We start from the raw sequence: 25,990 nt of genomic DNA on the forward strand, positions 1-25,990 counted from the left end.
CGTGAAACATCGGCACCCTCCATGGTGAGGTCGATGAATTAGAACAGGGCGCAGGGATATGCACCAGTCATTCGATGTCATTATTATAGGTGGTGGTCATGCCGGCAGTGAAGCTGCTGCAGCTGCCGCAAGGCATGGTGCAAAAACCGCTCTTGTTACCCATAAGCGCGAAACGATCGGGGTCATGTCCTGTAACCCTGCTATCGGTGGCCTGGGAAAGGGTCATCTCGTCCGTGAGATCGATGCGCTGGACGGATTGATGGGCAGGGTTGCGGACGCCGCGGGCATTCAGTTCCGCATGCTCAACCGTAAGAAGGGTCCGGCGGTTCGTGGTCCGCGCACGCAAGCTGATCGCCGGCTTTATCGTGAGGCGATGCAGCGGGAAATCAATGCAATCGACAATCTGACAATTATCGAAGACGATGCTTTCGATATTGAAATGGACAATGATCGGGTTACCGCCGTTACCATGAAAAACGGTAGCCGGATTCCCTGTGGCGCCGTGGTGCTCACCAGCGGGACTTTTCTGCGTGGCCTTATCCATATCGGCTCCGAAAAGATTCCGGCGGGTCGCGTTGGCGAAATGCCCTCTCTCGGCCTTTCCGACACGCTGTTGCGGCTTGGTCTCGCCATGGGCCGGCTCAAAACCGGCACGCCCGCCCGTTTGGATGGCCGTACCATCGACTGGAATGCGGTGGATCGGCAGGCTGCTGATGAGGATCCTGTCCCGTTCTCATTTATGACTGACCACATCCTCAATCCGCAAATCGAATGTGGTGTGACCCGCACGACCCCAGCAGGCCACAAAATCATCCAGGACAATATTCACCTCTCTGCCATGTATTCCGGGCAGATCGAAGGGGTTGGCCCGCGTTATTGCCCATCTATCGAGGACAAGATTACTCGTTTCGGCGAACGAGACGGCCACCAGATATTTCTGGAGCCGGAGGGTCTCGATGATCATACCATTTATCCCAATGGTATTTCTACCTCCCTGCCCGCCTCCGTACAGGAGCAATTTATCCGGACGATACCAGGCCTTGAACGGGTTACGATTCTTCAGCCGGGTTATGCGATCGAATATGATTATGTCGATCCCCGGGAACTGAAACCCTCTCTCGAGTGCCGCAAAATACCGGGGCTGTTTCTGGCTGGCCAGATCAACGGCACGACGGGTTATGAAGAAGCTGGCGCTCAGGGTCTTGTTGCTGGTCTGAATGCCTCGCTTTACGCCCGCAACGCCCATCCGCTTCATTTTAGCCGGACGGAATCTTATATTGGCGTGATGATCGACGACCTGACATCCAAGGGTGTCAGCGAACCCTATCGCATGTTTACGTCGAGGGCGGAGTATCGTCTTTCACTGCGTGTGGATAATGCGGATCTCCGGCTTACACCCGTGGCCCAGGCGACGGGTATTCTCGGTCGAGAGCGTCAACAGCGCTTTACAAATTTTATTTCGGATATTGATCGCGGCCGTGCGCTGATGAAGGAGCTCTCCATCAGCCCTTCGCAGGCGGCCAAGCAAGGCCTCAAACTCAATCAGGATGGTCAGCGTCGATCCGTCTATGAGCTGCTTGCTTATCCTGACATGACGTTACAAACGCTGGCAGAACACTGGCCCGAACTCAACATGCTTAATTCTAAGGTCGCTGAGGTCCTGCAGATTGAAGCGAGTTACGCCGTCTATATGCAACGGCAGAGCGCTGATATCGTCGATATTAAACGGGATGAGGACAGGAAAATCCCTGACGATTTCGATTTTCAGAGTTTGTCAGGTCTCTCCAACGAACTTAAACAAAAACTGGAAAAAGCCCGTCCGGAGAATATTGCACAGGCCGCTCGTGTTGACGGCATGACGCCGGCTGCGATATCGCTGCTGCTCGCACTTCTGCGGAAAAGTACCGCCACGCGAAGTGAACAATTGCTCATGCACTAATAGCGAGTCGGATTATGAAGATAAACGGCCAGAGTGTTTCACGTGAAACACAGGAGAGGCTCGAGCATTTTGTCGAGCTTTTCAAGAAGTGGAACAAGACCACGAATCTGGTAGCGCCTTCCACGCTCACGGAGCTTTGGAGCCGGCACGTTGCCGATAGTGCCCAAATCTTCCAGCTTTTTCCTCAGCCAAAAAAATGGATCGATCTTGGCAGCGGTGGTGGTTTCCCCGGTGTCGTCACGGCGATTTTTCTGGCGGAACTTGGCGACGGCTGGGTGGATTTGGTCGAAAGCAATAATAAAAAGGCCGCCTTTCTGCGAATCGCGCTGAAGGAAACCGGCGCCAGAGGTGCAGTTCACCCGGTCAGGATCGAGACAGCCTCTGAAATCGTAAAAACTTGTGATGCTGTTTCCGCTCGTGCCCTTGCCGAGTTGGATTTGCTTTTTGAATACATTCATCCCTGGGCGCAGAATAATCCCGATCTCAAGGCCTATTTTAATAAAGGCCGGGATTATGATTCCGAAGTGCAGAAAGCACATGGTCGCTGGCAGTTTGATCTGGTAAAACATCGGAGTGCCATTGAGGCAGATTCCGTTGTTCTTGAAATCAGCAACCTCGTTTTGAGGCGCTGATAAGCTGGCCAGGTGCGGCATGACCTTTGAAAAAAACCGAATTATCGCAGTTGCGAACCAGAAAGGCGGCGTTGGCAAGACAACAACCGCCATCAATCTGGCGACCGCGCTGGCGGCTATTGGTGAGCGTGTGCTGATCGTGGACCTGGACCCGCAGGGTAACGCGAGTACTGGGCTTGGTATTGACCGCAAAGAGCGCAAGCTTTCGTCTTATGATCTTCTGGTAGGAGAACATGGGGTTGCGGAAGTTGCTGTTCCCACCGCGGTCCCCAATCTCGATATCGTCCCTTCAACAATGGATTTGTTGGGTTTTGAGATGCAGGTCGCGAATGTTGCAAACCGCGTTTTCCTGTTGCGTGCGGCAATGGAAACGCAGGAAGCCAAGGGCTACTCCTACATTCTCGTTGATTGCCCGCCCTCCTTCAATCTTTTGACGATGAATGCGATGACGGCGGCTCATTCGGTGTTGGTGCCGCTGCAATGCGAATTCTTCGCCCTGGAAGGGCTCAGCCAGTTGCTGGATACGGTCAGCCAGATTCGTGGGTCGGTTAACCCGCAGCTTGATATACAGGGCATCGTTTTGACGATGTTTGATGCGCGTAACAATCTTGCGCAACAGGTTGTGTCGGACGTGCGTAGCCATCTTGGTGAGAAGGTTTACCATACCCTCATCCCGCGCAATGTTCGTGTTTCGGAAGCGCCGTCCTATGGTAAACCGGCAATCCTTTACGATTTGAAATGCGCTGGCAGTCAGGCCTATTTGCAGCTGGCATCCGAAGTGATCCAGAGAGAGCGCCTGCGCAAAGCTGCCTGACATTTGCGGACTGTATGGAGTAATATCTTATGAGTGATGATCTTTCCAAGCGTCGATTGGGGCGCGGTCTTGCCGCATTGATCGGTGAAATGGATCAGCCCGTACCGGTCGGCGAGCCTCAGCGCGCGGTTAACGCCGATCGCACCATTCCGATTGAATTCATCGCTCGCAGCCAGAGAAACCCGCGGCGCCATTTTGATGAAAACGAGCTGCAGGACCTTGCTGCCTCCATCCGTCAGCATGGAATTGTTCAGCCAGTGGTGGTGAGAACGGTAGGAGTCAACCGCTACGAGATTATCGCCGGTGAGCGCCGCTGGCGCGCGGCGCAGCTGGCCGGCTTTACCGATGTGCCCGTTATCGTTCGCGATGTGGATGACCGCACAGCGCTGGAACTCGCCATCGTTGAAAACGTGCAGCGTTCCGATCTCAATCCGCTTGAAGAGGCGATGGGGTATGAACAGCTGATCGCCGAACACGGCTATACGCAGAACGACCTCGGCGAAATCATCGGAAAAAGCCGAAGCCATGTTGCCAATAGTCTGCGCCTTCTCAAGCTGCCCGATCCGGTGCGGGATATGCTGGCGGATGGTTCGCTTTCCGCCGGCCACGCACGCGCGCTGGTCTCCACTTCCGATCCGGCGACCTTGGCGCGTACGATTGTGTCCAAGGGGCTTTCGGTGCGCGATGCCGAGCGTCTGGCGCAAAACGATATCAAATCCCAGGGCGAGATTGCTGAAAAGCGTCCGGTTGGGGAAAAGGATTCGGATACGGTCGCGCTCGAACGCAGCCTTTCCGATGCTCTCGGCCTAGATGTGAAAATCAGCCATAAGGGTGGATCGGGGCAAATTCGTATCGGTTACCGCACGCTTGAACAGCTTGAGGCCGTCTGCCGGTTGCTAGAGCAGAAATAATTAAATATCTGTTTTAATTAATGAATACCCGCCGTTGGCGGGTATTCTCGTTTTGTGACTCTCAAAAATCGATAGCGCGGCCTTTTATTTCGTAGTCACCGAAACGAACGGGTTCCGCGCCGCCGCGACCGCCTGTCTCCGGCGGCAATTGTAGTTCCGCCTGCTGCCGGCGCCGTTCTTCCGCTTCATTCAGTGCCCGCTGCGCTGCGGGTGAAAGTCGCTTCACCCGTTCGGTGCCCTCTTCCGCACCATTGTCATTATCCGCATTCTGCATGAAATCCTCCCAATGACGGGATATTGAAATATGTTTGCTGCTTCCCAGATTATATAATCGAACGGGCTTTATAAACCCCACAATATTTCCGGCGAGTGAGAAGGAGAGTTCAACGGATGAACATGATGCGCACGGCAATGCTTCTGGCCTTCATGACCGCATTGTTCATGGGTGTCGGTTTTCTGATTGGTGGCAAGGGCGGCATGATGATTGCGCTGCTCATCGCTGCCGGTATGAACCTGTTTTCCTACTGGAACTCGGACAAGATGGTGCTGTCAGCCTATCGCGCCCGGGAGATCGACGAGGCGAATGCGCCCGAGTTCTTCCACATGATCCGGGATCTGTCACAGAATGCCGGTTTGCCCATGCCGAAGGTCTACATTTACGACAGTCCGCAGCCAAACGCATTCGCGACGGGTCGAAATCCAGAGAATGCGGCTGTCGCCGCTTCGACTGGACTTCTGGAGCGCCTGACGCCCGAGGAAGTTGCCGGCGTCATGGCGCATGAACTCGCGCATGTGCAAAACCGCGATACCCTGACCATGACAATCACCGCCACGCTCGCGGGCGCGATCTCCATGCTCGGTAATTTTGCCTTCTTCTTCGGCGGTAACAGGGAAAATAATAACAATCCCCTGGGCTTCATCGGCGTGCTGGTGGCGATGATCGTGGCGCCGCTGGCGGCAATGCTGGTGCAGATGGCGATCAGCCGGACCAGGGAATATTCCGCCGACCGGCGCGGCGCGGAAATCTGTGGCAACCCGCTCTGGCTTGCCTCTGCCCTGCAGAAAATCTCAGGCATGGCGCAGCAAATTCACAATGATGATGCCGAGCGCAATCCGGCGACGGCGCATATGTTCATCATCAATCCGCTCTCCGGCGAGCGTATGGACAATCTCTTTTCCACCCATCCAAACACGGAGAACCGCGTGGCGGCGCTGCATGCGATGGTGCAGGAGTTTTCCCCGCGAGGATCGACGCCGCCGCCATCGGGTGATAGACCGTTGCGCAAATCAGGTTCCGTTCCCAAAACGGGCTGGGGACGAGGCAATGAAAACGAGCGCAAGGGGCCGTGGTCTTGACATCCGATAATCAGAATAAGCCGGCACGGTCCAGAAAACCGAAGCCAGCGCATGGAAGGGGCCGCGAAGACGGCCCCTCGTCTTTCGAGGACAAGCCGGGTCTTGCAGCGCGCATTGCCGCCACCCGCATTCTCGCGGCCGTTCTGGAAAAGAAGACCTCCATGGATGGGATGCTCGACAGCGAAAACGGCAATCCCGTCTATCGAGCTTTGTCGCTTGCCGATCGGGCACTGGTGAGGGCCATCGTCAATAGTGCGCTTCGTCACCTTCCCCGCATCGAGACGGCATTGTCGATGTTGTTGGATGGGCCATTGCCGCAAGGCGCACGATCGCTGCATCACGTCCTGGTCGTCGGTGGTGCGCAGATGCTTTACCTCGATGTACCGGATCATTCCGCTGTCGATCTCGCCGTGGAGCAGGCGCATCGCGATCCGCGCAACCGGCGTTTCGTCAAGCTGGTCAATGCCGTGCTCCGAAGGCTCGGCAGGGAAAAAGCGGAGATCGAAAAGGCCATCGCCGATGTTCCGGTCCTGCCGGACTGGTTCTATGCGCGGCTTGTTTCGGCTTATGGCGATGAGGTGGCTCAAAGGATTTCGGAGGCGCAGCTGACGCCGTCCTCCATCGACCTGACGGTGAAGGCCGATCCGGCTCTCTGGGCGGAGAAACTGGGCGGCACGCTTCTGCCGAATGGCAGCGTGCGTCTGGGTGAATTCGAAGGCCAGATCCCCTCGCTCGATGGTTTCGCGGAGGGCGCGTGGTGGGTGCAGGATCTCGCAGCCAGCATGCCGGTGAAGCTTCTCGGCGATATCTCCGGCAAGCGCGTCGCCGATCTTTGCGCTGCCCCCGGTGGCAAAACAGCCCAGCTTGCGCTGGCGGGCGCCAAGGTGACGGCGCTGGATCAGTCCGGCAACCGTCTTCGCCGCCTGCGGAAGAATCTCGACCGGCTTGGCCTCCATGCCGAAACGGTGGAGACCAACATGTTGAAATATCAGCCGGAACAGCTTTTTGACGCCGTGTTGCTTGATGCACCCTGTTCGTCTACCGGGACTTTGCGCAAGCATCCCGATGTCTGCTGGACGAAAGACGAGAACGATATTGCCAAACTTGCAGCACTTCAGGGCCAGATGCTGCGACATGCGCTGACTCTTGTCGGGCCGGGCGGCCTCGTGGTCTTTTCCAATTGCTCGCTCGATCCCTCCGAAGGGGAAGAGATGATTGCCGAGGTTCTGGCGGAAAATCCTGATGTGGAGCGCGTTGCCGTTCACAGGGAAGACTGGCCAGGAATGGAAGCGGCCATCAGTGCAGTGGGGGATCTGCGCACGACGCCCGATATGTTCGGTGGCGTCGATGGGTTCTTTAGCAGCGTCTTGCGTAAGAAGTAGAAAAAAGCCAAGCTTTCGCGAATCATTAGATATTTATCGAAAACGTTCCGATCATCGCGGTTCACTGATAAAAACAAAACATGTGAAACGGGAAACACAGCTTGTTAGGGTCCTTCGCAGGCAGCATGAATGCCGCCGGTCTTCTTTCGCGGATGGCTTATCGTCATCTGTGTGTCGGCCTTACCCCGTTACGCCTGCATCTATCGCGATTCGCCAACCGCGTGCCCGCTGGTCTGGTGGCTGCACCCACCGATCTGAGAGCGATCGATCCCTATTTTGCCGAGGAGTTGTTGCGCGGTCGCATAGCGCTTGCCGGACGCGTCGTTGAAACCGGCGGTGCCTCGCCGTTTCAGGTAGATTACCCTTCAGCGGTTTTTGAAGAACGGCTGCATGCATTCAGCTGGCTGCGGCACATTCGTTCCGATAAATCGAGCGAGGCCTGCAAACGCGCGCGCCGCATCGTCGCCGAGTGGATGGTGTTGCATGGCAAGCGCATTACGGGCACGGCCTGGTCGCCTGAAATTGCGGCGCAGAGGCTGATCGCCTGGCTCTCGCACTCTCCCGTGGTTCTCTACGAGGCAGATGCCGGTTTTTATCGCCGTTTCCTGAAAAGCCTCGCCTTTCATGTGCGTTACCTCGAGCGTATCGTCAAACATGCGCCGGATGGTGAAGCGCGGCTGAGGATCAGGATAGCGCTTGCCATGGCCTCCATCGCCATGCCCATGCGGCTATCACGGATCAACCGGAACGGAACGAAGCTGGCCCAGGAAATGGAACGCCAGATTCTCCCCGATGGCGGGCATGTTTCCCGTAATCCCCGGGTCATGCTGGATTTACTGCTCGATCTCCTGCCGCTGCGGCAAAGCTATATCAATCTTGGCCACGACCTGCCCTCCGGACTGGTGCCGGCGATAGACCGCATGTTTCCGGCGATCCGGTTCTTCAGGCATCAGGGCGGCGATCTTGCGCTGTTCAACGGCGCCACGGCGACGCTCGCCAACGAGCTTGTTTCCGTGCTGCGTTATGATGAAACCGCCGGCCGGCCTTCCAAAGTCCTGCCGGATGTGAATTACCATCGGCTAGCGACCGATGAGACCGTTATCATCGTGGATACCGGTTATCCCGGCTCGGCGGAACTGTCGCGCAGCGCCCATTCCGGGTGCCTCTCTTTCGAAATGTCCTGCGGCAAGAACCGGTTCATCGTTAATTCCGGGTTTCCGCGTAATGCCGCACCGGAATACCAGCGCGCCAGCCGTTCCACTGCGGCGCATTCCACGGTGACACTTGCCGATACCTCGTCGTGCAGATTGTCGCGCTCGAGGCTGCTTGGCCCGATCATGGTCTCGGGCGTCAGCGAGGTTGATAGCCGACGTGGAACGGATGCAAATGGCAATGATGTCCTTTGGGCGTCCCATGATGGTTATTTACAGAATTTCGGCTGTTACCACGAGCGGGAAATAGAATTGAATGCGGCGGGCACCAAGATAAAGGGCCGCGACCTGCTTCGCACCGACGACGCGGTGGTGAAGGTGCAATTGCAATCGATATCGGCGGTTTCCCGTTTCCACATCCATCCCCATATCCAGCTTCATCAGCGGGATGAGGAGTCGGTTTATCTGGAGGCCGCGGATGGCACCACCTGGCTGTTTTCGGCGCCCGGACTGGAGCTTTTCGTGACCGATGATGTTTTCATGGCGGATGCATCCGGCATGCGTCCGTCACAGCAGATCGAATTGCCCTTCAATCTCGCCACTACACGGGAAATCCGCTGGCTCATCGAACGCATGGGCTGAGGGCTTTCAGGCCAGGCAGGGCAAAAACGGCCTTAGTTTTTGCCGTTCGGCATCCTCGCTGTTTATTAATGCGGTAAGCTGTGTTAACGCGGCGGCAATCGCTGGATCATTCCCCTTCCAGCCTGTCCTCCCTGTTAAACGGAGTATGCCCGATGGCCGTGGTGTCCAAGAAAATTCCCGCCCCCGATAAGGTCAAGATTCGCACGGCGCTTCTTTCCGTGTCCGACAAGGCCGATATTATCGAGCTGGCAACGGTGCTCTCCAAGCTCGGCGTCAAGCTCCTGTCGACCGGCGGTACGGCAAAGGCGATTGCCGAAGCGGGTCTTGCGGTAACGGATGTCTCCGATGTCACCAATTTTCCTGAAATCATGGACGGCCGCGTCAAGACCCTGCATCCCAACGTGCATGGCGGGCTTCTGGCTATCAGGGATGATGCGGACCATGTGGAGGCGATGAAGGCGCACGGCATCGAGGCGATCGATCTTTCCGTGATCAATCTTTATCCTTTCGAGGAAGTCCGCGCCAAGGGCGGCGATTATCCGACGACGGTCGAAAACATCGATATTGGCGGCCCGGCGATGATCCGCGCTTCCGCCAAGAACCATGCCTATGTCACTGTTGTCACCGATCCTTCCGATTACCCTGCACTGGTCGAAGCCCTGCAGGCCGACGACGGACAGACTTCCTATGCGCTGCGCCAGCGTTTTGCCGCCAAGGCCTATGCCCGCACGGCTGCCTACGACGCCGTGATTTCCAACTGGTTTGCCGAAGCATTGGCAATCGAGACGCCTGATTACCGCGCCATCGGCGGCGTGCTGAAGGAAAAGATGCGTTATGGTGAAAACCCGCATCAGAGCGCCGGCTTTTACCTGACCGGTGAAAAGCGTCCAGGCGTCGCGACCGCGACGCTTCTTCAGGGCAAACAGCTCTCCTACAACAATATTAATGATACGGATGCGGCTTACGAGCTGGTGGCGGAGTTCCTGCCGGAAAATGCGCCGGCCGTTGCCATCATCAAACATGCCAATCCCTGTGGCGTTGCGACCGGCCCAACCCTTGCTGAAGCCTATCGACGCGCACTTGCGTGCGATTCCGTTTCCGCCTTTGGTGGTGTCATTGCGCTCAACCGCACGCTCGATGCTGAAACGGCGGAAGAGATCGTCAAACTCTTCACCGAAGTTATCATCGCGCCTGATGTTACCGAAGAAGCCAAGTCCATCATCGCCCGCAAGCCGAACCTGCGCCTCCTGACGGCTGGAGGCCTGCCAGACCCGCGCGCCGCTGGCCTCACGGCGAAGACCGTTTCCGGCGGCCTACTGGTGCAGAGCCGTGACAATGGCATGGTCGAAGATCTCGAACTCAAGGTCGTCACCAAGCGTGTGCCGACGGCGCAGGAGCTTGAGGACATGAAGTTCGCCTTCAAGATCGCCAAGCATGTGAAATCCAATGCCGTAATCTATGCCAAGGATGGCCAGACGGCGGGCATTGGCGCTGGCCAGATGAGCCGCGTGGACTCTGCCCGCATTGCTGCCCAGAAGGCGGTAGATGCAGCCAAGGCTCTCGGTCTCACTGAACCTTTGACACGCGGTTCTGCCGTTGCGTCGGAAGCATTTTATCCCTTTGCCGATGGTTTGCTTGCTGCAATCGCTGCGGGCGCCACCGCTGTCATCCAGCCGGGCGGCTCCATGCGCGATCAGGACGTGATCGACGCTGCAAACGAGCATAATGTGGCAATGGTCTTCACCGGCATGCGCCACTTCCGCCACTAAGCGCTGATATAGACGGAAATAACGAAGGCCCGGAAAGTGATTTCCGGGCCTTTTGTTTCACGTGGGACAGTCGTTGGTGCTGCGGTTTCAGGTCACCGCGCCGACCTGCCACGGCACAAATTCATTGTCGCCGTAGTCATAAATTTCGCTCACCGTCTTGTCGCCGGAAGCGACCGCAAGAATATGCTCGAAAATTCGTTTGCCGGATTCTTCGATGGTCTCCGTTCCCGTGACGATCTCGCCGCAATTGATATCCATGTCTTCCTTCATGTGTTCATACATTTCGGAATTGGTGGCGATCTTGATGCAGGGCGAGGGCTTGAAACCTGAAACCGAACCACGGCCGGTGGTGAAACAAATGACGTTGCAGCCGCCGGCGACCTGGCCGGTAACGGCAACCGGATCGTAGCCGGGCGTATCCATGAAGACGAAACCCTGCTCCGTCACCGTCTCGGCAAATTCATACACCGCCTTCAACGGCATGGAGCCACCCTTGGCGACGGCACCCAGCGATTTCTCCAGAATGGTGGTCAAGCCGCCGAGCTTGTTGCCGTGGGAAGGATTGTTGTTGAGTTCGTCGCCATTGCGGGCAGTATAGTCCCGCCACCAGTCGATGCGCTGCAGCAGTTTTTCGGCGACCGCAGGCGTGACGGCGCGTTTGGTCAGCAGGTGCTCGGCGCCGTAGATTTCCGGCGTTTCGGAAAGCACGGTCGTGCCGCCATTGCGGACAATAAGGTCGGACGCATAACCCAGAGCCGGATTGGCGGAGATGCCGGAATATCCATCCGAGCCGCCACATTCCAGTGCGACCTTCAGCTTGGAAAGCGGTTGTTCCGTGCGGCGGGCGGCGTTCACCATCGGCAGCATCGCCTTGATCTCGGTGATTGCCGCATCGATGGTCTTACGGGTGCCGCCATGCTGCTGGATGGTCATGGTGCGCAGCCGTTCGCCTTCTTCCATCTTGTAATGTTCGAGGATGGGGGCGATCTGGTTGGTTTCGCATCCGAGGCCGATCAGCAGAATGCCGCCGAAATTCGGATGGCGGGCATAACCCTGGATGGTGCGGATCAAAAGGCGGTAACCTTCCGACTTGGTATTCAGCGCACAGCCGCCGCCATGGGTCAGCGCCACGACTCCATCGACATTGTCGAAGCCGTCCAAACCGCCCTGTTTGTTGAAGTAGTCGGCGATGTAGCGCGACACGGTGGCGGAACAGTTTACCGAGGCGATGACGCCGATATAGTTGCGTGTACCAACGCCGCCGATACCACGGTCGTAGCCCATGAAGGTCCGGCGCTCGGCTTCCGGCACCATGCCCTTTTCCTCGATGTCAACGCTGAACTGATGCGCGTGTTCGGAAGGCACCATGGCGAGATTGTGCAGGTGCACATGCCGGCCGGCTTCGATGTCCTGGGTCGCGATGCCGATAACCTGCCCGTATTTCAGCACCTCGTCTCCGGATTTGATGAAGTTGAGGGCTACCTTATGCCCGCGCCCGATAAGCTCGAGCGCTGCCAGATCGCCCCTGCCCGTCGCACCGCCGGCCGGAATGGACCGACGTGCCACTGCGACATTGTCGTTGGCGTTCAGCAAAATGGTTGCCTCGGAATTCTCACTCACGGGTTTTCCTCCTCCCGATATATTGCCTGCTATGTTTGTCATTCAGCTATCTACCCAGCGGCGTTTCGAGCCTTCCAGATGGGTATGCATGGCGGCCTGCGCCAGCAGCGGATCCTTGAGTTCCAGTGCCGCCAGAATGGCTTCGTGCTCTTGCAGGGCGCGGGTCCAGGTGTCTCGATCTTCGAATTTGACCCGAAGCTGGGCCGAAATGGGGCTGTGGCGCTCATCGAAGAGGTTGGCCACCAGTCTCGCCAGAACGCTGTTGCCAGATTGTTCGGCAATGGTGACGTGAAACAGCCGATCCTGATCGAGGGGTTTGCGGCCAGCCTCGATCTCCTTTTGCATGGTGTTGAGAATCTGGCGGAGGGCCGCGATCGTCTCATCGGTCATTCGGCTTGCTGCCAGCACGATGGTCGCCCCCTCCAGCGCTGCCCGCGCCTGCATCAGTTCGGAAGGGCTGTCTCCCAGCGACTTGGTGTGATGGGTGGTCTGAAGCGCTTCGGTAGATACATAGACGCCGGAACCCATGCGAATTTCGACGGTGTTGTCGATTTCAAGCGCAATCAGCGCCTCTCGCAACGAGGGTCTCGACACGCCGAGTTTCTGTGCCAGTTCCCGTTCGGCGGGAAGCCGCGTTCCGGGCAGGAATTCACCCACGTCGATGAGTTCGCGTATCTGATCCGCAATCTGCTGATAAAGCCTGCGCGGTTCCGCTATTTTGGCCTGACCACTCATGTGTTTTTCGCTGAAGCCTTCGTGCTGCCTATATTTGGCCTTACCGTAGCGCCAAGCGTATCAATACGCAAGAAGTTACTTAAATTATTGAAAATACGATGATATTTTGAATTTTCTTATGATGGCTTTCCATCTCTTCCAAAGCGTCCTTTCAATTTTTGACCTAATTGGCTTGACCATTATAAAAAACCGGCCTAACCATTTGCCCTGTTCATGACCCCGGTGGAGCGGGGAACGGGTGGAGGTTTCCAGATGTCGCAGGGCGCATCGACAATTCGGGGCGATTTTTCGCCTGAGGAGATGGCGCGTGCGGAGCGTTCGGTCCTTCTGCGTCTCGAGAACATCAGCAAGGAATTTCCAGGCGTAAAGGCGCTGTCCAACGTTCATTTCGATCTGCGCAGCGGCGAAGTACATGCCGTCTGCGGCGAGAATGGCGCGGGAAAATCGACACTGATGAAAATCATCAGCGGTGTGTACCAGCCAAGCGAAGGGACGATCCTGCATAAGGGCGTGAAGGTGCAATATGCATCGCCGCTGCAATCCGAAGCCGCCGGCATCGCCATCATTCATCAGGAACTCAATCTCGTTCCGCATCTTTCCGTAGCCGAGAACATCTATCTGGCGCGTGAGCCGCGCCGGGGTTTTCTCGTGGACCGCAAGAAGCTGCGGCTGGACGCCAAACGCTGTCTCGACCGGCTGGGCGTCGATATCAACCCAGACCAGATGGTCCGCGGTCTTTCCGTCGCGCAATGTCAGATGGTGGAGATCGCCAAGGCGCTCTCTCTTGACGCCGAAGTTCTCATCATGGATGAGCCGACCTCCTCGCTAACTGAGCAGGAAACCCGGCTTCTGTTCAAGGTCATCCGCGATCTCAAGGCTTCCGGCGTGGGCATCGTCTATATTTCCCACCGTCTCGATGAGATGGCCGAGATCGTCGACCGCGTGACGGTGCTGCGCGACGGACGTTATATTTCGACAGACGATTTTGCCTCGATCACCGTTGATGACATTGTCACACGCATGGTTGGGCGTTCGCTGGAAGACAAATTCCCCGAGCGCACCTCGCGCCCGGCGGACGACATTCTCTTCTCCGTCGAAGGACTAACGCGCAATGGCGTGTTCAGCGACGTCAGTTTCTCCCTGCGGCGCGGCGAAATCCTCGGTTTTGCCGGACTTATGGGCGCGGGACGAACGGAAGTCGCGCGGGCAATCTTCGGGGCTGATCCGATCGATGCGGGCAAGATCGTTTTCAACGGGCGCGAACTTTCGATCGGCTCGCCGCAGGACGCCATCGAGGAAGGCATTGCCTATCTCTCGGAAGATCGCAAAAGCGATGGCCTCGCCATCAAGATGTCGGTGGCGGCCAATACGACGCTCGCCAATCTCGGCGAGGTTTCCAACCGTTTCGGGCTGATCGATTTCAAGAAGCATGACGATGTGGCGAAGCGCTACGTCGATCTCTTGAACATCCGCACCCCCTCGATCGATCAGACGGTGCGGCTGCTTTCGGGTGGCAACCAGCAGAAAATCATCATCGGCAAATGGCTGTTCCGGCAGTCACGCGTGCTGTTCTTCGACGAGCCGACGCGCGGCATCGATGTCGGCGCGAAGTTCGCGATCTACAAGATCATGGATGAACTGGCCGCACAGGGCATCGGCGTCATTCTCATCAGCTCGGAACTGCCGGAAATTCTCGGACTGACGGATCGCATCGCGGTGTTTCATCAGGGCCGTATCACGGGCGTGCTCGAAACCGCCAAGACCAATCAAGAAGAAATCATGCGGTATGCGTCCGGTTACGGCCGGGCCGCGCAGTGAGGAACGACATGGCCAATATTGCAGAACCCAAGAAGGGCTTCGCCGTCAGCGATCGCCAGAAGGACATCATCCAGAAATTTGCGGCGCTCGGCAGCCTCTTTGCGCTGGTCGCGGTCTTCTCCGCGACCAGCAACGCCTTCTTCACCGTCAATAATGGCATGACGATCGCGTTGCAGGTGACTTCCATTGCGCTGCTCGGCATTGGTGCCACCTGTGTCATCATCACCGGCGGCATCGATCTTTCCGTCGGTTCGGTGCTCGCGCTTGCCGGCGTCGTTGCCGCCCTTGCGGTGAAGGAACTCGGCATGCCGGTGCCCATCGGCATGTTGCTCGGCATTCTAACGGGGTCGCTTTGTGGTCTCATCAACGGTCTTCTGGTAACGCGCTTCAAGCTGCCGCCCTTCATCGCCACGCTCGGCATGATGTTGATTGCCCGCGGTGTGGCCCTGCAGATCACCGGTGCGCGCGCCGTATCCGGCCTGGGCGAGTCCTTCGGCGAACTCGGCAATGGCGCACTCTTCCGCATCGTCACTATCGGTGATGACGGTTTTCCGAATGTCGTGTTTCCCGGCATTCCCTATCCGGTCATCCTGATGGTGGTGATTGCGCTTGCGGTTTCCTTCATGCTCAACCGCTCCATCCTCGGCCGCCACATCTATGCCGTGGGTTCCAATGCGGATGCTGCCCGCCTCTCCGGCGTCAACGTCGCCCGCGTTACCAATTTCACCTACATCCTGTCCGGCACGCTTGCTGGGCTGACGGGCTGCGTGCTGATGTCGCGCCTCGTCACCGCCCAGCCGAACGAAGGTGTGATGTATGAGCTGGATGCCATTGCCAGCGCGGTCATCGGCGGCACGTCGCTGATCGGCGGCGTGGGCACGATTTCCGGCACGGCGATCGGCGCCTTTGTCATCGGCATTTTGCGTAACGGCCTCAATATGAACGGCGTTTCCGCCTTCACGCAACAGATCATCATCGGCCTCGTCATTCTGGTCACCGTCTGGATCGACCAGCTGCGCAACCGCCGCTGATCAAACGGGCTGCGGACCCTTTCCGCAAACAAGATCGGCAGGGGAGGCCCGGTATGCCGACATCACGGAGGAAGAAATGAAGAAAATTGCGACTGCCCTTCTGACATCCGCAATTGCGCTGTGGAGCGTTTCCACCGTGCAGGCCGGTGAAATCGCCGTCATCGTCAAGACCGTCAACTCCACTTTCTGGCAAAACGTCCAGAAGGGCGCTGACGCGGCGATGAAGAACTCTGCCGGCAACACCATGACCTTCCAGGGCCCGGCTGCCGAATCTGCGATTGCCGACCAGGTCAACATGGTCGAAAACGCCATCAACCGTAAGGTTGCCGGCATTGTTCTCGCACCTTCCGATCCGGACGCACTGGTGCCGGCCGTCAAGAAGGCCTGGGAAGCCCGTATCCCGGTGGTTCTGATCGACTCTCAGCTCGCCAAGGGCTCGGAGCAATATTACCAGTCGTTCCTGGCGACCGATAATAAGAAAGCCGGCGAACTGGCAGCAAAGGCGCTGATCGACAAGGTGGGCAAGGAAGGCAAGATTGCCGTCATGTCCTATGTCGCGGGTGCCGGTTCCGAAATCGGTCGTGTCGGCGGTTTTACCGACTACATCCAGATGAATTCCAACCTGAAGATCGTTGGTCCGTTCTATTCGCAATCGCAGATGGCGACGGCGCTGAACCAGACCACCGACGTTCTGGCCGCCAATTCCGACCTGAAGGGCATTTTCGGCGCCAATGAGCCGACCGCCATCGGTGTTGGCCGTGCGCTTGCCCAGTCCGGCAAGGCCGGTAAGGTCGTTGCCATCGGCTTCGACGGTAACCAGGACCTGCAGAGCTTCGTCAAGGACGGCACGCTTGCCGGTATCGTCGTTCAGGGCTCCTACCAGATGGGCGAAAAGGGCGTGGAAACCGTGACCAAGCTCATCAACAAGGAAAAGGTTGAGAAGTTCGTCGATACCGGCGTCGTTGTTGTCACCAAGGACAATATCGAGAAGCCTGAAGCCAAGAACGTGCTTTACTGATGCCGACGGCGCGCCGCCAGGTGGCGGCGCGCCTCACCCTTTGAGAAGCGGTTTTCACCATCCCGCTCCATGCTTAAGAATTCAGGAAGTCCCTGCGATGAAAGTCTCCGATACACGTAAACTGCCGCGTCGCACTGTCGACGTCACCGTCATGGGCCTCGGTTGCGCCCAGATGGGCAATCTCTACCGCGTCACGCCTTATGAAGAGTCCAAAGGTGCGTTCGACAAGGCATGGGAAAGCGGGATGCGTTATTTCGATACTGCGCCGTTTTATGGTTATACGCGGTCGGAGCGTCGTCTGGGTACCATGGTAACTGAGCACGGCCGCAGCGACTATACGCTCAGCACCAAGGTCGGCCGTGTGATGGTGCCGGATGAGACCGTGGGTCCGGAGGAGGATGCCTATATTGCGCCCCTGCCGTTCCGCCCGGTCTATGATTATTCCTATGACGGTATTCTGAGGTCCTTCGAGGCAAGCCAGCAGCGGTTGGGCATCCTGAAGCCGGATATTCTTTATGTGCACGATATCGGTTCCCATACCCATGGCGAAAAGCACCAACACTATTGGGAGCAGCTGACCACCGGCGGCGGGTTCCGCGCGCTCGGCAAGCTGCGCGAAGAGGGATCGACCGGGGCTGTTGGCCTCGGTGTCAACGAGTGGGAAATCATCAACGACGCCATGGATGTCTTCGACATCGACGTCGCCATGCTGGCCGGCCGTTATACCCTGCTCGAACAGCAAAGCCTTGCTTTCATGAACCGCTGCGCTGAAAGCGGCGTCGCGATCGTCGCCGCTGGCGCTTTCAATTCGGGCATTCTGGCTGGCAACCGCAAATTCAATTATGCCGATGCGCCTGCCGATATCCTCAAGCGCGTGGACGCGTTGCACAGCGTCTGTGAGGAGCTGGGTGTTTCGTTGCAGGCCGCCGCACTTCAGTTTCCGCTCGCCCATCCGGCGGCGGTCACGGTTGTTTCAGGTGCGCGCAATGCACAGCAGCTCACTTCCAATATCGAATGGTTCGAGCAGTCTATCCCGGATGAATTCTGGTCTGAGCTGCACAAGCGCGGCCTGATTGCCGAAGGTGCGCCCGTGCCGGGCGGAAAGGCCTGAGGCAATGCTGATCGACGCCCACCAGCATTTCTGGCTGATGAAGGATCGCGCCGGGCAATGGCCGCCGCCATCGCTGGCCGCCATTTACCGGGATTTTCTTCCGTCCGATCTGTCGTCCTTGCTTGATGCTGCCGGGGTTTCCGGCACGGTGCTGGTTCAGACGATGGAGACTGCGGCCGATACGGATTTCATGCTGGAACTGGCGGAAAAGACTGATTTCATCAGGGGTGTGGTCGGCTGGGTGGACATGAAGTCTGCTGAAGCGGTGGCGGAAATCGCCCGCCGGGCGCAACATCCTGCCTTCAAGGGTGTGCGCCCCATGTTGCAGGGCATGGAAGATGTCGCCTGGATAGACGATCCCGCGCTGGATGCTGCCGTGGAGGCGCTGGTGAAGCACGATCTGGTGTTTGATGCGCTGGTCCTGCCACCCAATCTGCCGCATCTTCTCTCCTTTGCCATTAAGCATCCGGAGTTGCCTGTTGTTATCGATCATGGTGCGAAGCCTCTGATTGCCACCGGTCACTATGGTGACTGGCGGCGTGATATGGCGGCTCTGGCAGCCCTTCCTAATGTGCATTGCAAGCTATCCGGCCTGCTGACCGAGCGCGGCGAGCAGCGCATGGAAGCGGTGCGGCCCTATGCCGAGACCATTCTGGAACTGTTCGGTGGTGATCGCGTGATTTTCGGCAGTGACTGGCCGGTGCTGCGCCTTGCGGGCGACTATCAGGGCTGGCTGGATTTCTGCCGCGATATCGTGCCGGCGAAGGACCATGCGGCAGTCTTCGGCGGCAACGCCATTCGTTTTTACTCCCTTACTGACAGGTGATGCATGCTGGCGATTTTCTGTGACACTCCCGGTCAATTAACCGCCAAGGATTTGCCGAAACCCATGCGCGGCGAAGGTGAAGTCCTCGTGCGTATTCGCCGGATTGGCGTTTGCGGCACGGATCTGCATATCTTCACCGGCAACCAGCCATATCTCTCCTATCCGCGTATCATGGGCCACGAACTTTCCGGCACGGTTGATGAGGCACCCGAAGGCAGCCACCTTTCCGCCGGCGATGTTGTGACCATCATTCCCTATATGTCCTGCGGGAAATGCAATGCCTGCCTGAAGGGCAAAAGCAATTGCTGCCGCAATATCGGTGTGCTCGGCGTCCATCGCGATGGCGGCATGGTGGAATATCTGAGCGTGCCGCAGCAATTCGTGCTGAAGGCGGAGGGGCTGAGCCTCGACCAGGCAGCCATGACGGAATTTCTGGCGATCGGTGCCCATGCGGTGCGTCGCGGTGCCGTCGAAAAAGGGCAGAAGGTCCTGATCGTCGGTGCCGGCCCGATCGGCATGGCGGTTGCTGTCTTCGCCGTTCTCGATGGCGGTGAAGTGACGATGATCGACGGTCGCACCGACCGGCTGGATTTCTGCAAGGACCACCTCGGTGTCGCTCATACCGTCGTCCTCGGGGAAGGCGACAAGGACCGTCTGTCCGAGATCACCGCTGGCGATTTCTTCGATGCGGTCTTTGATGCGACCGGCAATCCGAAAGCCATGGAGCGGGGTTTCTCCTTCGTCGGTCACGGCGGCTCCTATGTTCTGGTGTCCATCGTCGCCAGCGATATCAGCTTCAACGACCCGGAATTTCACAAGCGTGAGACGACGCTGCTCGGCAGCCGCAACGCAACGCCGGAGGATTTCGAGCGCGTGCTTCGCGCTTTGCGCGAAGGGAAAGTGCCGGAGGCGCTGATCACCCATCGCATGATACTTGCCGATGTTCCCTCGAAGTTCGCCGGCCTGACCGATCCGAAAGCCGGAGTCATCAAGGGCATGGTGGAGGTCGCATGACGCCCGATACGCCCATCCTGCAATTTGGCACCAGCCGCTTTCTTCTCGCCCATGCGGATCTGTTCGTTTCGCAGGCGCTGGATCGTGGCGAGGCGCTCGGGCGCATTGCAATCGTTCAGACAACCGGCAACGCGGAGAGCCTGAAGCGCGTTGCGGCGCTGAACAGCGGCGCACTCTACCCCGTGCGCATTCGCGGCATTCGAGACGGGCAGGAAGTGGACGAGGAAATTCAGGGCAAGGCCGTCGCGCGGGCGCTGACGGCTGCGACCGACTGGGCCGAGATACGCCGTCTCGCCTGTGTCGCCGAAGTCATTCTGTCCAACACGGGCGATCGCGGTTATGAGCTGGATTCTGGCGACGGACCCGGGCTTGCCGCCGATTTCACGATCGTGCCGAAAAGCTTTCCGGCGAAACTCTGCATGCTGCTGCTGGAGCGTTTTCAGCGCAATCCGGAAGTGCCCGTCTCGATCTTCCCCTGCGAGCTCGTGCCGCGCAACGGCGAGAAGCTGAGCCAAGTCATTCGCCGGCTTGCGGATGAATGGCAATTGCCGGCGGGTTTTGCCTTCTATCTGAATGAGAAGTGCCGTTTCGCCAATAGTCTGGTGGATCGCATCGTCTCCGAGCCGATCGATCCGGTCGGCGCCGTGGCGGAACCCTACGCACTCTGGGCAATCGAGAAGCAGGAAGGTCTCGTCCTCCCCTGCACCCACCCGGCCGTGGTGCTGGCCGACGATCTCGACCACTATGAAAAGCTCAAGCTGTTCCTGCTCAATCTCGGCCATTCCTATCTGGCGGAGCGCTGGATGCAGGATGCGCGCGCGAAGGACGAGACGGTGCGGCAGGCCATGGCCGACGACGCTCTGGTCGCGGATCTGGAAGTGCTCTGGCGCGACGAGGTTCTGCCGGTCTTTGCGGCTGAAGGCATGGGAGAAGAGGCGCAAACCTATATTGGTGTGTTGCGGGAGCGTTTGCGCAATCCTTTTCTCGCGCATCGCCTTGCCGATATCGCCGGCAACCATGACGAAAAGAAGCGCCGCCGCTTTGCGCCGGTCATTGCTGCGGCCGAAAGGCTGGAATTGAAGTTGCCGCAATCGAAGCTGCGGGCGGCGCTTGCCACCATCGAGCAATAACGGAGTTTTTCATGCAGCGCATGGGTATGGTCATCGGCGTCAAGCCTGAGATGATCGCGGAATATAAAAGGCTGCACGCCGCTGTCTGGCCGGAGGTTCTGGCATTGATCAGCGAAAGCAACATTCGCAACTATACGATCTTCCTGCGCGAGCCGGAAAATCTGCTGTTCGGCTATTGGGAATATCACGGCAGCGATTTCAGCGCCGATATGGCGAAGATAGCTGCGAGCCCGAAGAACCAGGAGTGGTGGTCTTTCACCATTCCCTGCCAGCAACCACTCGAAAGCCGCAAGGAAGGCGAGTGGTGGGCGATGATGGAAGAGACCTTCCACCTCGATTGAACGATTTTCTTTGACACTGACCGCGAGTAACCGGCCATGACCAAAATTACAGATCTGCGTGTTTTCGACCTGCGTTTCCCGACCTCTCAAAGCCTCGACGGTTCGGATGCGATGAACCCCGACCCCGATTATTCGGCGGCTTACGTCATTCTCGATACCGACGAGCCGGGCCTGAAGGGCCATGGTCTGACCTTCACCATCGGCCGTGGCAATGACATTTGCTGCATGGCCATCGAAGCGATGCGCCATCTGGTCGTCGGCACCGATCTTGCCACCGTCACCGAAAATCCCGGCAAATATTGGCGGCATCTGACGAGTGACAGCCAGCTGCGCTGGATCGGCCCTGATAAGGGCGCAATGCATCTCGCTACCGGTGCCGTGGTCAACGCGGTGTGGGATTTGCTGGCCAAGAAGGCAGGCAAGCCGGTGTGGCAGCTTGTCGCCGATATGAGCCCGGAAGAAATCGCGGATATCGTCGATTATCGTTACCTCACCGACGTGCTGACACGCGATGATGCGCTGGCGATCCTCAGAAAGGCAGAAGCCGGCAAGAAGGAGCGCATCGAGACGCTGAAGAACGAAGGTTATGCCTGCTATACGACGTCGGCCGGCTGGCTGGGTTACGACGATGCCAAGCTTCGCCGTCTTTGCCAGGAGGCGATCGATGCAGGTTTCAACCATGTGAAGATGAAGGTCGGTCGCGATCTGGAGGACGATATCCGCCGTCTCACCATTGCCCGTGAAGTGATTGGCCCCGACCGTTATCTGATGATCGACGCCAACCAGGTATGGGAAGTGGATCAGGCAATCGAGTGGGTGAATAAGCTCGCCTTTTCCAAGCCTTTCTTCATCGAAGAGCCGACGAGCCCGGATGATGTCGCCGGCCATCGCAAGATCCGTGCCGCTATCGGCTCGGTGAAGGTGGCGACTGGTGAAATGTGCCAGAACCGCATCATGTTCAAGCAGTTCATCGCCGAAGGCGCAATTGATGTCGTACAGATCGACAGCTGCCGTATGGGCGGCCTGAACGAGGTGCTGGCGGTTCTGCTGATTGCTGCCAAATACAATCTGCCGGTCTGGCCGCATGCCGGCGGCGTCGGCCTTTGCGAATATGTGCAGCACCTGTCGATGATCGACTATCTCGTGGTGTCAGGCACCAAGGAAGGCCGCGTGATCGAATATGTCGACCATCTGCATGAGCACTTCATTGAGCCCTGCGATATCCGCAACGCCGCCTATATGCCGCCGAAGCTGCCTGGCTTCTCCATCGAAATGAAGCCGGAATCGATCGAGACTTACACTTTCGAGGCATGATCAAAGGATGACAGCGCTCCCTTGAGGCGCTGCCATTCCGTTTCGCTCCCGGGAAGGCCGAAACGCATGTCGTTCGGCCTCTCATCGAAAATGCGGACCAGAATGCCGTGTTGGCCGAGATGGTCAAACAGTGCCTTGGCACGCACGTCCCGCACCAGCGTGAACAGGGACGTGCCTCCGGCGATTTTCAGTTCTGCCTTTTTCAGCAGCTCGTTGAGGTGCCGTGCTTCCTCCGCGAGCTGCAGGCGCATGGATGATTGCCATTCCCTGTCCGCCAGGGCTTCGGTTGCGATGTGCAGTGCCGGGCCGGAAACCGCCCAGGGGCCAAGCCTTGCTTCCAGTTCGGCAGCGATGTCGGGATGCGCAATTGCAAAGCCCAGGCGCACGCCCGCCATGCCGTAAAACTTACCGAAAGATCGCAGGACCACCAGCCCGTCGCCATTGGTTGCATCCGCAAGGCTTTCGCTACCGCCCGTTTCGATGAAGGCTTCGTCCACAACGACCAGACCGCCTTTTCGGTCTGTCGCCCGGGCCAGGGTGAGTAACGTTTCGCTATCGGTGATGCGACCGTCGGGGTTGTTGGGATTGACCACCACCACATAGCCGTAGGCCGACAGGTCGCTGGTGTTTTCCACTTCCGTGACGGTAAGTCCCGCCATGCGGGCGGTGCGGGCATGTTCCGCATAAGCGGGCGAAAGCACGGCACCGCTTTGGGCGCCACGATTGATGGCGATCTGCGCCAGCAGAGGCATCAGCATCTGGGTGCCGGGAGAGAGCGTGACATGCTGCGCGGAAGGTGCGCCGAAATGGGCTGCCGCCAGCTGTTTCAGTTCCTCGGCAGCGCCGGGTTCCGGCAGGCGGGCGAATGCGCTGGCAGGAATGGGCGAATGCGGATAGGAGTGCGGGTTGATCCCGGTCGAAAGGTCGATCCACGGTTCAGGTGCTTCCGGAAACATCAGGCGTGCCTTGCCGAGATTGCCGCCGTGACGGATCGCTCCTTGAGCCTTTTCTGGTACTGTCTCGCCCATGTTTTTTGCTCTCGCTTTCCTGTCGCTCGTGATCGACCGCCTGACCGGCTATCCGGACTGGCTGTTCAAATGCATCGGCCACCCCGTCACCTGGATCGGTTCGCTTATCGCGCTCATGGACAAAAAATGGAACCGGGAGAGCGCGTCATTTTTTCAGCGTAAGGCCGCAGGTGTTGCGGCGCTGGTTGTTTTTGTCGGGCTGACGGTGATCCTTGCGTGGTTTATGCAATCGGTTCTGCTTCTCCTGCCCTTCGGTCTGCTGGCCGTGGCGATACTCGGCGCTTCGCTTCCGGCGCAAAAAAGTCTGGAACAGCATGTGGAGGCAGTCGCCACTGCTCTGGAGCGCGAGGGGGTGGAAGGCGGTCGCAAGGCGGTGTCAATGATCGTCGGACGTGACCCGCAAAAGCTTGATGAGGCGGCGATCTGCCGGGCAGCGATCGAAAGTCTTGCCGAGAATTTTTCCGATGGCATCGTCGCTCCTGCCTTCTGGCTGGGGCTTCTGGGCCTGCCGGGCGGTGCGGCTTATAAGGCGATCAATACGGCCGACAGCATGATCGGCCATCGTTCGCCGCGCTATGAGGCCTTCGGCTGGGCCTCGGCCCGGCTGGATGATCTCGTCAATCTGCCGGCTTCAAGGCTGAGCGGCAGTCTGTTTGTGGTCGCCGCATTTTTTGTCGAGGGCGCGTCGCCCAAAGCGGCCATTGCCGCAATCCACCGTGATGCGCGCCACCACCGCTCCCCCAATGCCGGCTGGCCGGAGGCGGCGTTGGCCGGTGCGCTGGGTTTTGCGCTTGCCGGGCCACGTTCCTATGGCGGACAGATGATCGAGGCGCGTTTCATGGGCGAAGGCGGAAGGTCGGCGCTGGTTGCCGGTGATATTCGCAAAGCATTGCGGCTGGCGCGGATCGCGGATCTGTTGCTGATCGGCCTGTTCGGACTTCTGGCGATCCCTATCGCGCTATAGCAAGCAGCCTGTCGAGATCGAGGTGCTGTTCCATATGCGCAGCCAGACGGTCGAGAACCGCATCCACCTGCGCATCATAGTTCAGATCCGTGCCTTGCCCGCCGAGACGCTCCAGCCATGCGCTGCGCTGGCGGTCATCCGCAAAAAGACCGTGAATATAGGTGCCGAAGACGCGGCCGTCGGGCGAGATGGTCCCATCGGCATGTCCGTCGATAGTCGAAAACACCAGACTACCCGCTATTCCCGTGGTTTCACCGACATGCATTTCGTAGCCGGATAAACTAACACCATCAAAACTTGCGCCTTGAACGGAAACGAGCCGCTTGTCGCCCGTCAAAACCGTTTCGACATCCAGCAGGCCAAGCCCCTCGACAGTCGCGGGCAGTCCCTCGATGCCCTCAGGATCGGCAACGGTCTTTCCAAGCATCTGGTAGCCGCCGCAAAGGCCGAGAACGTAGCCGCCGCGTCTCACATGCGCCTTTATATCGATGTCCAGGCCCGCATCTTTCAGCACGGCGAGATCGGCAATGGTGGATTTCGAGCCGCACAACAAAACCAGACGGCAATCGGCGGGGATCGTCTCACCCGGCCGAACGCGGATCAGTTCCACATCCGGCTCCATGTCGAGGGGATCTAGATCGTCGAAATTGGAAATATGCGGCAGGATCGGCACGGCGATACGGATTTTTGCGCCGGGCTTCCGTTGGGCCGGGCCGGAAAGACCCAGCGCATCTTCCGCCGGCAGTTTCGCGGCATCGGAAAAATGCGGCAGAAGCCCTATGGACGACCAGCCTGTCTTTTCGGCGATCATCCGCATACCATCGGAAAACAGCGCCGGATCGCCGCGAAATCGGTTGACGATAAAACCTTCGATCATCGCTGCGTCATAGGCGTCGAGCACTGCCCTGGTGCCGACAAGGCTGGCGATGACGCCGCCGCGGTCGATATCGCCGATCAGGATCACCGGCGCATCGGCTGCCCGGGCAAAACCCATATTGGCGATGTCGTTGGCGCGCAGGTTGATTTCCGATGCGCTGCCCGCCCCTTCCACCAGCACCAGATCGGCCCGCTGTTTCAGGTGTTCGAAACTCTCAAGCACGTGCGGCATCAGCCCGGCCTTCATGTGCTGATAGTCAGCCGCCTTGGCATTGCCGACGATCTTGCCCTGCACCACCACCTGTGCGCCGGTTTCACTCTGCGGCTTCAGGAGCACCGGGTTCATGTGCACGGAAAGCGGCACGCCCGCTGCCCGCGCCTGCAGCGCCTGCGCGCGGCCGATCTCGCCACCATCGGCGGTGACAGCGGCATTGTTCGACATGTTCTGCGGCTTGAACGGCATGACGGAGAGGCCGCGCCGGGTGAATGCGCGGGCAAGGCCGGTCACCATCAGCGATTTGCCGACATCGGAGCCGGTTCCCTGAAACATCAGCACTCGTGCCGCCAT

At 58.4% G+C, this 25,990-nt stretch carries 23 protein-coding genes; 18 read left to right on the top strand and 5 right to left on the bottom strand.

Annotated elements, in window-relative coordinates; all coding sequences use genetic code 11:
• Nucleotides 1–58: 58 nt before the first annotated feature.
• The 4 genes from mnmG to O8B93_RS03710 are packed head-to-tail and all read left to right on the top strand — an operon-like array spanning nucleotide 59 to nucleotide 4,296.
• Entirely contained in the window at nucleotides 59–1,939 is a 1,881-nt protein-coding gene (mnmG, locus tag O8B93_RS03695; RefSeq protein ID WP_269708439.1) for a tRNA uridine-5-carboxymethylaminomethyl(34) synthesis enzyme MnmG, read from the top strand.
• Between the two features lie 14 nt (nucleotides 1,940–1,953).
• A complete protein-coding gene (gene rsmG / locus O8B93_RS03700) occupies nucleotides 1,954–2,571 on the top strand; it encodes a 16S rRNA (guanine(527)-N(7))-methyltransferase RsmG (RefSeq protein WP_269708440.1) in 618 nt (205 codons plus the stop codon).
• Between the two features lie 19 nt (nucleotides 2,572–2,590).
• On the top strand, nucleotides 2,591–3,385 hold the full coding sequence (locus tag O8B93_RS03705; RefSeq protein ID WP_269708441.1) for a ParA family protein: 795 nt from the start codon (nucleotides 2,591–2,593) through the stop codon (nucleotides 3,383–3,385).
• Nucleotides 3,386–3,414: 29 nt separating this feature from the next.
• Entirely contained in the window at nucleotides 3,415–4,296 is an 882-nt protein-coding gene (locus tag O8B93_RS03710; protein WP_269708442.1) for a ParB/RepB/Spo0J family partition protein, read from the top strand.
• 61 nt (nucleotides 4,297–4,357) lie between these two features.
• On the opposite strand, the gene O8B93_RS03715 is transcribed toward O8B93_RS03710, so the two are convergent.
• On the bottom strand, nucleotides 4,358–4,570 hold the full coding sequence (locus O8B93_RS03715) for a DUF1674 domain-containing protein (RefSeq protein WP_269708443.1): 213 nt from the start codon (nucleotides 4,568–4,570) through the stop codon (nucleotides 4,358–4,360).
• Nucleotides 4,571–4,686: 116 nt separating this feature from the next.
• Here O8B93_RS03715 and htpX point away from each other — a divergent pair, with 116 nt between their 5' ends.
• From htpX to purH, 4 genes are all read left to right on the top strand, one after another.
• Nucleotides 4,687–5,652 carry a zinc metalloprotease HtpX gene (gene htpX, locus O8B93_RS03720; RefSeq protein WP_269708444.1) on the top strand — a complete coding sequence of 322 codons (966 nt, stop codon included), beginning with the start codon at nucleotides 4,687–4,689 and terminating at the stop codon, nucleotides 5,650–5,652.
• A complete protein-coding gene (locus O8B93_RS03725) occupies nucleotides 5,649–7,034 on the top strand; it encodes an RsmB/NOP family class I SAM-dependent RNA methyltransferase (protein WP_269708445.1) in 1,386 nt (461 codons plus the stop codon). The genes htpX and O8B93_RS03725 overlap by 4 nt, the downstream gene beginning before the upstream one ends.
• Nucleotides 7,035–7,159: 125 nt before the next feature.
• On the top strand, nucleotides 7,160–8,827 hold the full coding sequence (locus O8B93_RS03730; RefSeq protein ID WP_269708649.1) for a heparinase II/III family protein: 1,668 nt from the start codon (nucleotides 7,160–7,162) through the stop codon (nucleotides 8,825–8,827).
• A gap of 152 nt (nucleotides 8,828–8,979) precedes the next feature.
• The gene (purH, locus tag O8B93_RS03735) at nucleotides 8,980–10,596 is read left to right on the top strand and encodes a bifunctional phosphoribosylaminoimidazolecarboxamide formyltransferase/IMP cyclohydrolase (RefSeq protein WP_269708446.1); all 1,617 of its coding nucleotides are present in this window, start codon (nucleotides 8,980–8,982) and stop codon (nucleotides 10,594–10,596) included.
• A gap of 87 nt (nucleotides 10,597–10,683) precedes the next feature.
• Here purH and O8B93_RS03740 read toward each other — a convergent pair whose 3' ends face one another.
• Nucleotides 10,684–12,216 (bottom strand): UxaA family hydrolase, encoded by a 1,533-nt coding sequence (locus O8B93_RS03740; RefSeq protein WP_269708447.1) that lies wholly within the window; start codon nucleotides 12,214–12,216, stop codon nucleotides 10,684–10,686.
• Nucleotides 12,217–12,258: 42 nt separating this feature from the next.
• On the bottom strand, nucleotides 12,259–12,951 hold the full coding sequence (locus O8B93_RS03745) for a FadR/GntR family transcriptional regulator (protein WP_269708448.1): 693 nt from the start codon (nucleotides 12,949–12,951) through the stop codon (nucleotides 12,259–12,261).
• Between the two features lie 252 nt (nucleotides 12,952–13,203).
• On the opposite strand from O8B93_RS03745, the gene O8B93_RS03750 reads away from it, so the two are divergent.
• The 9 genes from O8B93_RS03750 (at nucleotide 13,204) to O8B93_RS03790 (ending at nucleotide 22,554) form a co-directional block, all read left to right on the top strand.
• Nucleotides 13,204–14,769: a sugar ABC transporter ATP-binding protein gene (locus O8B93_RS03750; RefSeq protein WP_269708449.1), complete on the top strand. Its 1,566-nt coding sequence runs from the start codon at nucleotides 13,204–13,206 to the stop codon at nucleotides 14,767–14,769.
• Between the two features lie 8 nt (nucleotides 14,770–14,777).
• Entirely contained in the window at nucleotides 14,778–15,800 is a 1,023-nt protein-coding gene (locus tag O8B93_RS03755; RefSeq protein WP_006311044.1) for an ABC transporter permease, read from the top strand.
• Nucleotides 15,801–15,876: 76 nt separating this feature from the next.
• Nucleotides 15,877–16,818, top strand: a complete 942-nt coding sequence (locus O8B93_RS03760; protein WP_269708450.1) for an ABC transporter substrate-binding protein — start codon at nucleotides 15,877–15,879, stop codon at nucleotides 16,816–16,818.
• A gap of 97 nt (nucleotides 16,819–16,915) precedes the next feature.
• On the top strand, nucleotides 16,916–17,929 hold the full coding sequence (locus O8B93_RS03765) for an aldo/keto reductase (protein ID WP_269708451.1): 1,014 nt from the start codon (nucleotides 16,916–16,918) through the stop codon (nucleotides 17,927–17,929).
• A gap of 4 nt (nucleotides 17,930–17,933) precedes the next feature.
• Nucleotides 17,934–18,755 (top strand): amidohydrolase family protein, encoded by an 822-nt coding sequence (locus O8B93_RS03770; RefSeq protein WP_269708452.1) that lies wholly within the window; start codon nucleotides 17,934–17,936, stop codon nucleotides 18,753–18,755.
• Nucleotides 18,756–18,758: 3 nt separating this feature from the next.
• Nucleotides 18,759–19,769 (top strand): zinc-binding alcohol dehydrogenase family protein, encoded by a 1,011-nt coding sequence (locus O8B93_RS03775; protein ID WP_269708453.1) that lies wholly within the window; start codon nucleotides 18,759–18,761, stop codon nucleotides 19,767–19,769.
• Nucleotides 19,766–20,899, top strand: a complete 1,134-nt coding sequence (locus tag O8B93_RS03780) for a mannitol dehydrogenase family protein (RefSeq protein WP_269708454.1) — start codon at nucleotides 19,766–19,768, stop codon at nucleotides 20,897–20,899. The genes O8B93_RS03775 and O8B93_RS03780 overlap by 4 nt, the downstream gene beginning before the upstream one ends.
• A gap of 11 nt (nucleotides 20,900–20,910) precedes the next feature.
• On the top strand, nucleotides 20,911–21,240 hold the full coding sequence (locus O8B93_RS03785; protein WP_010972585.1) for an L-rhamnose mutarotase: 330 nt from the start codon (nucleotides 20,911–20,913) through the stop codon (nucleotides 21,238–21,240).
• 36 nt (nucleotides 21,241–21,276) lie between these two features.
• Nucleotides 21,277–22,554, top strand: a complete 1,278-nt coding sequence (locus O8B93_RS03790) for an L-fuconate dehydratase (RefSeq protein WP_269708455.1) — start codon at nucleotides 21,277–21,279, stop codon at nucleotides 22,552–22,554.
• Here O8B93_RS03790 and cobD read toward each other — a convergent pair.
• Nucleotides 22,536–23,582, bottom strand: a complete 1,047-nt coding sequence (cobD, locus tag O8B93_RS03795; protein WP_269708456.1) for a threonine-phosphate decarboxylase CobD — start codon at nucleotides 23,580–23,582, stop codon at nucleotides 22,536–22,538. The genes O8B93_RS03790 and cobD overlap by 19 nt on opposite strands.
• Here cobD and cbiB point away from each other — a divergent pair.
• Complete coding sequence (gene cbiB, locus O8B93_RS03800) at nucleotides 23,581–24,546, top strand: adenosylcobinamide-phosphate synthase CbiB (RefSeq protein WP_269708457.1); 966 nt, start codon at nucleotides 23,581–23,583, stop codon at nucleotides 24,544–24,546. The genes cobD and cbiB overlap by 2 nt on opposite strands.
• Here cbiB and O8B93_RS03805 read toward each other — a convergent pair.
• Nucleotides 24,533–25,990, bottom strand: a complete 1,458-nt coding sequence (locus tag O8B93_RS03805) for a cobyric acid synthase (protein ID WP_269708458.1) — start codon at nucleotides 25,988–25,990, stop codon at nucleotides 24,533–24,535. The genes cbiB and O8B93_RS03805 overlap by 14 nt on opposite strands.

This window comes from Martinezella rhizogenes, assembly GCF_027460065.1.
GTDB classification, from domain to species: domain Bacteria; phylum Pseudomonadota; class Alphaproteobacteria; order Rhizobiales; family Rhizobiaceae; genus Agrobacterium; species Agrobacterium rhizogenes_C.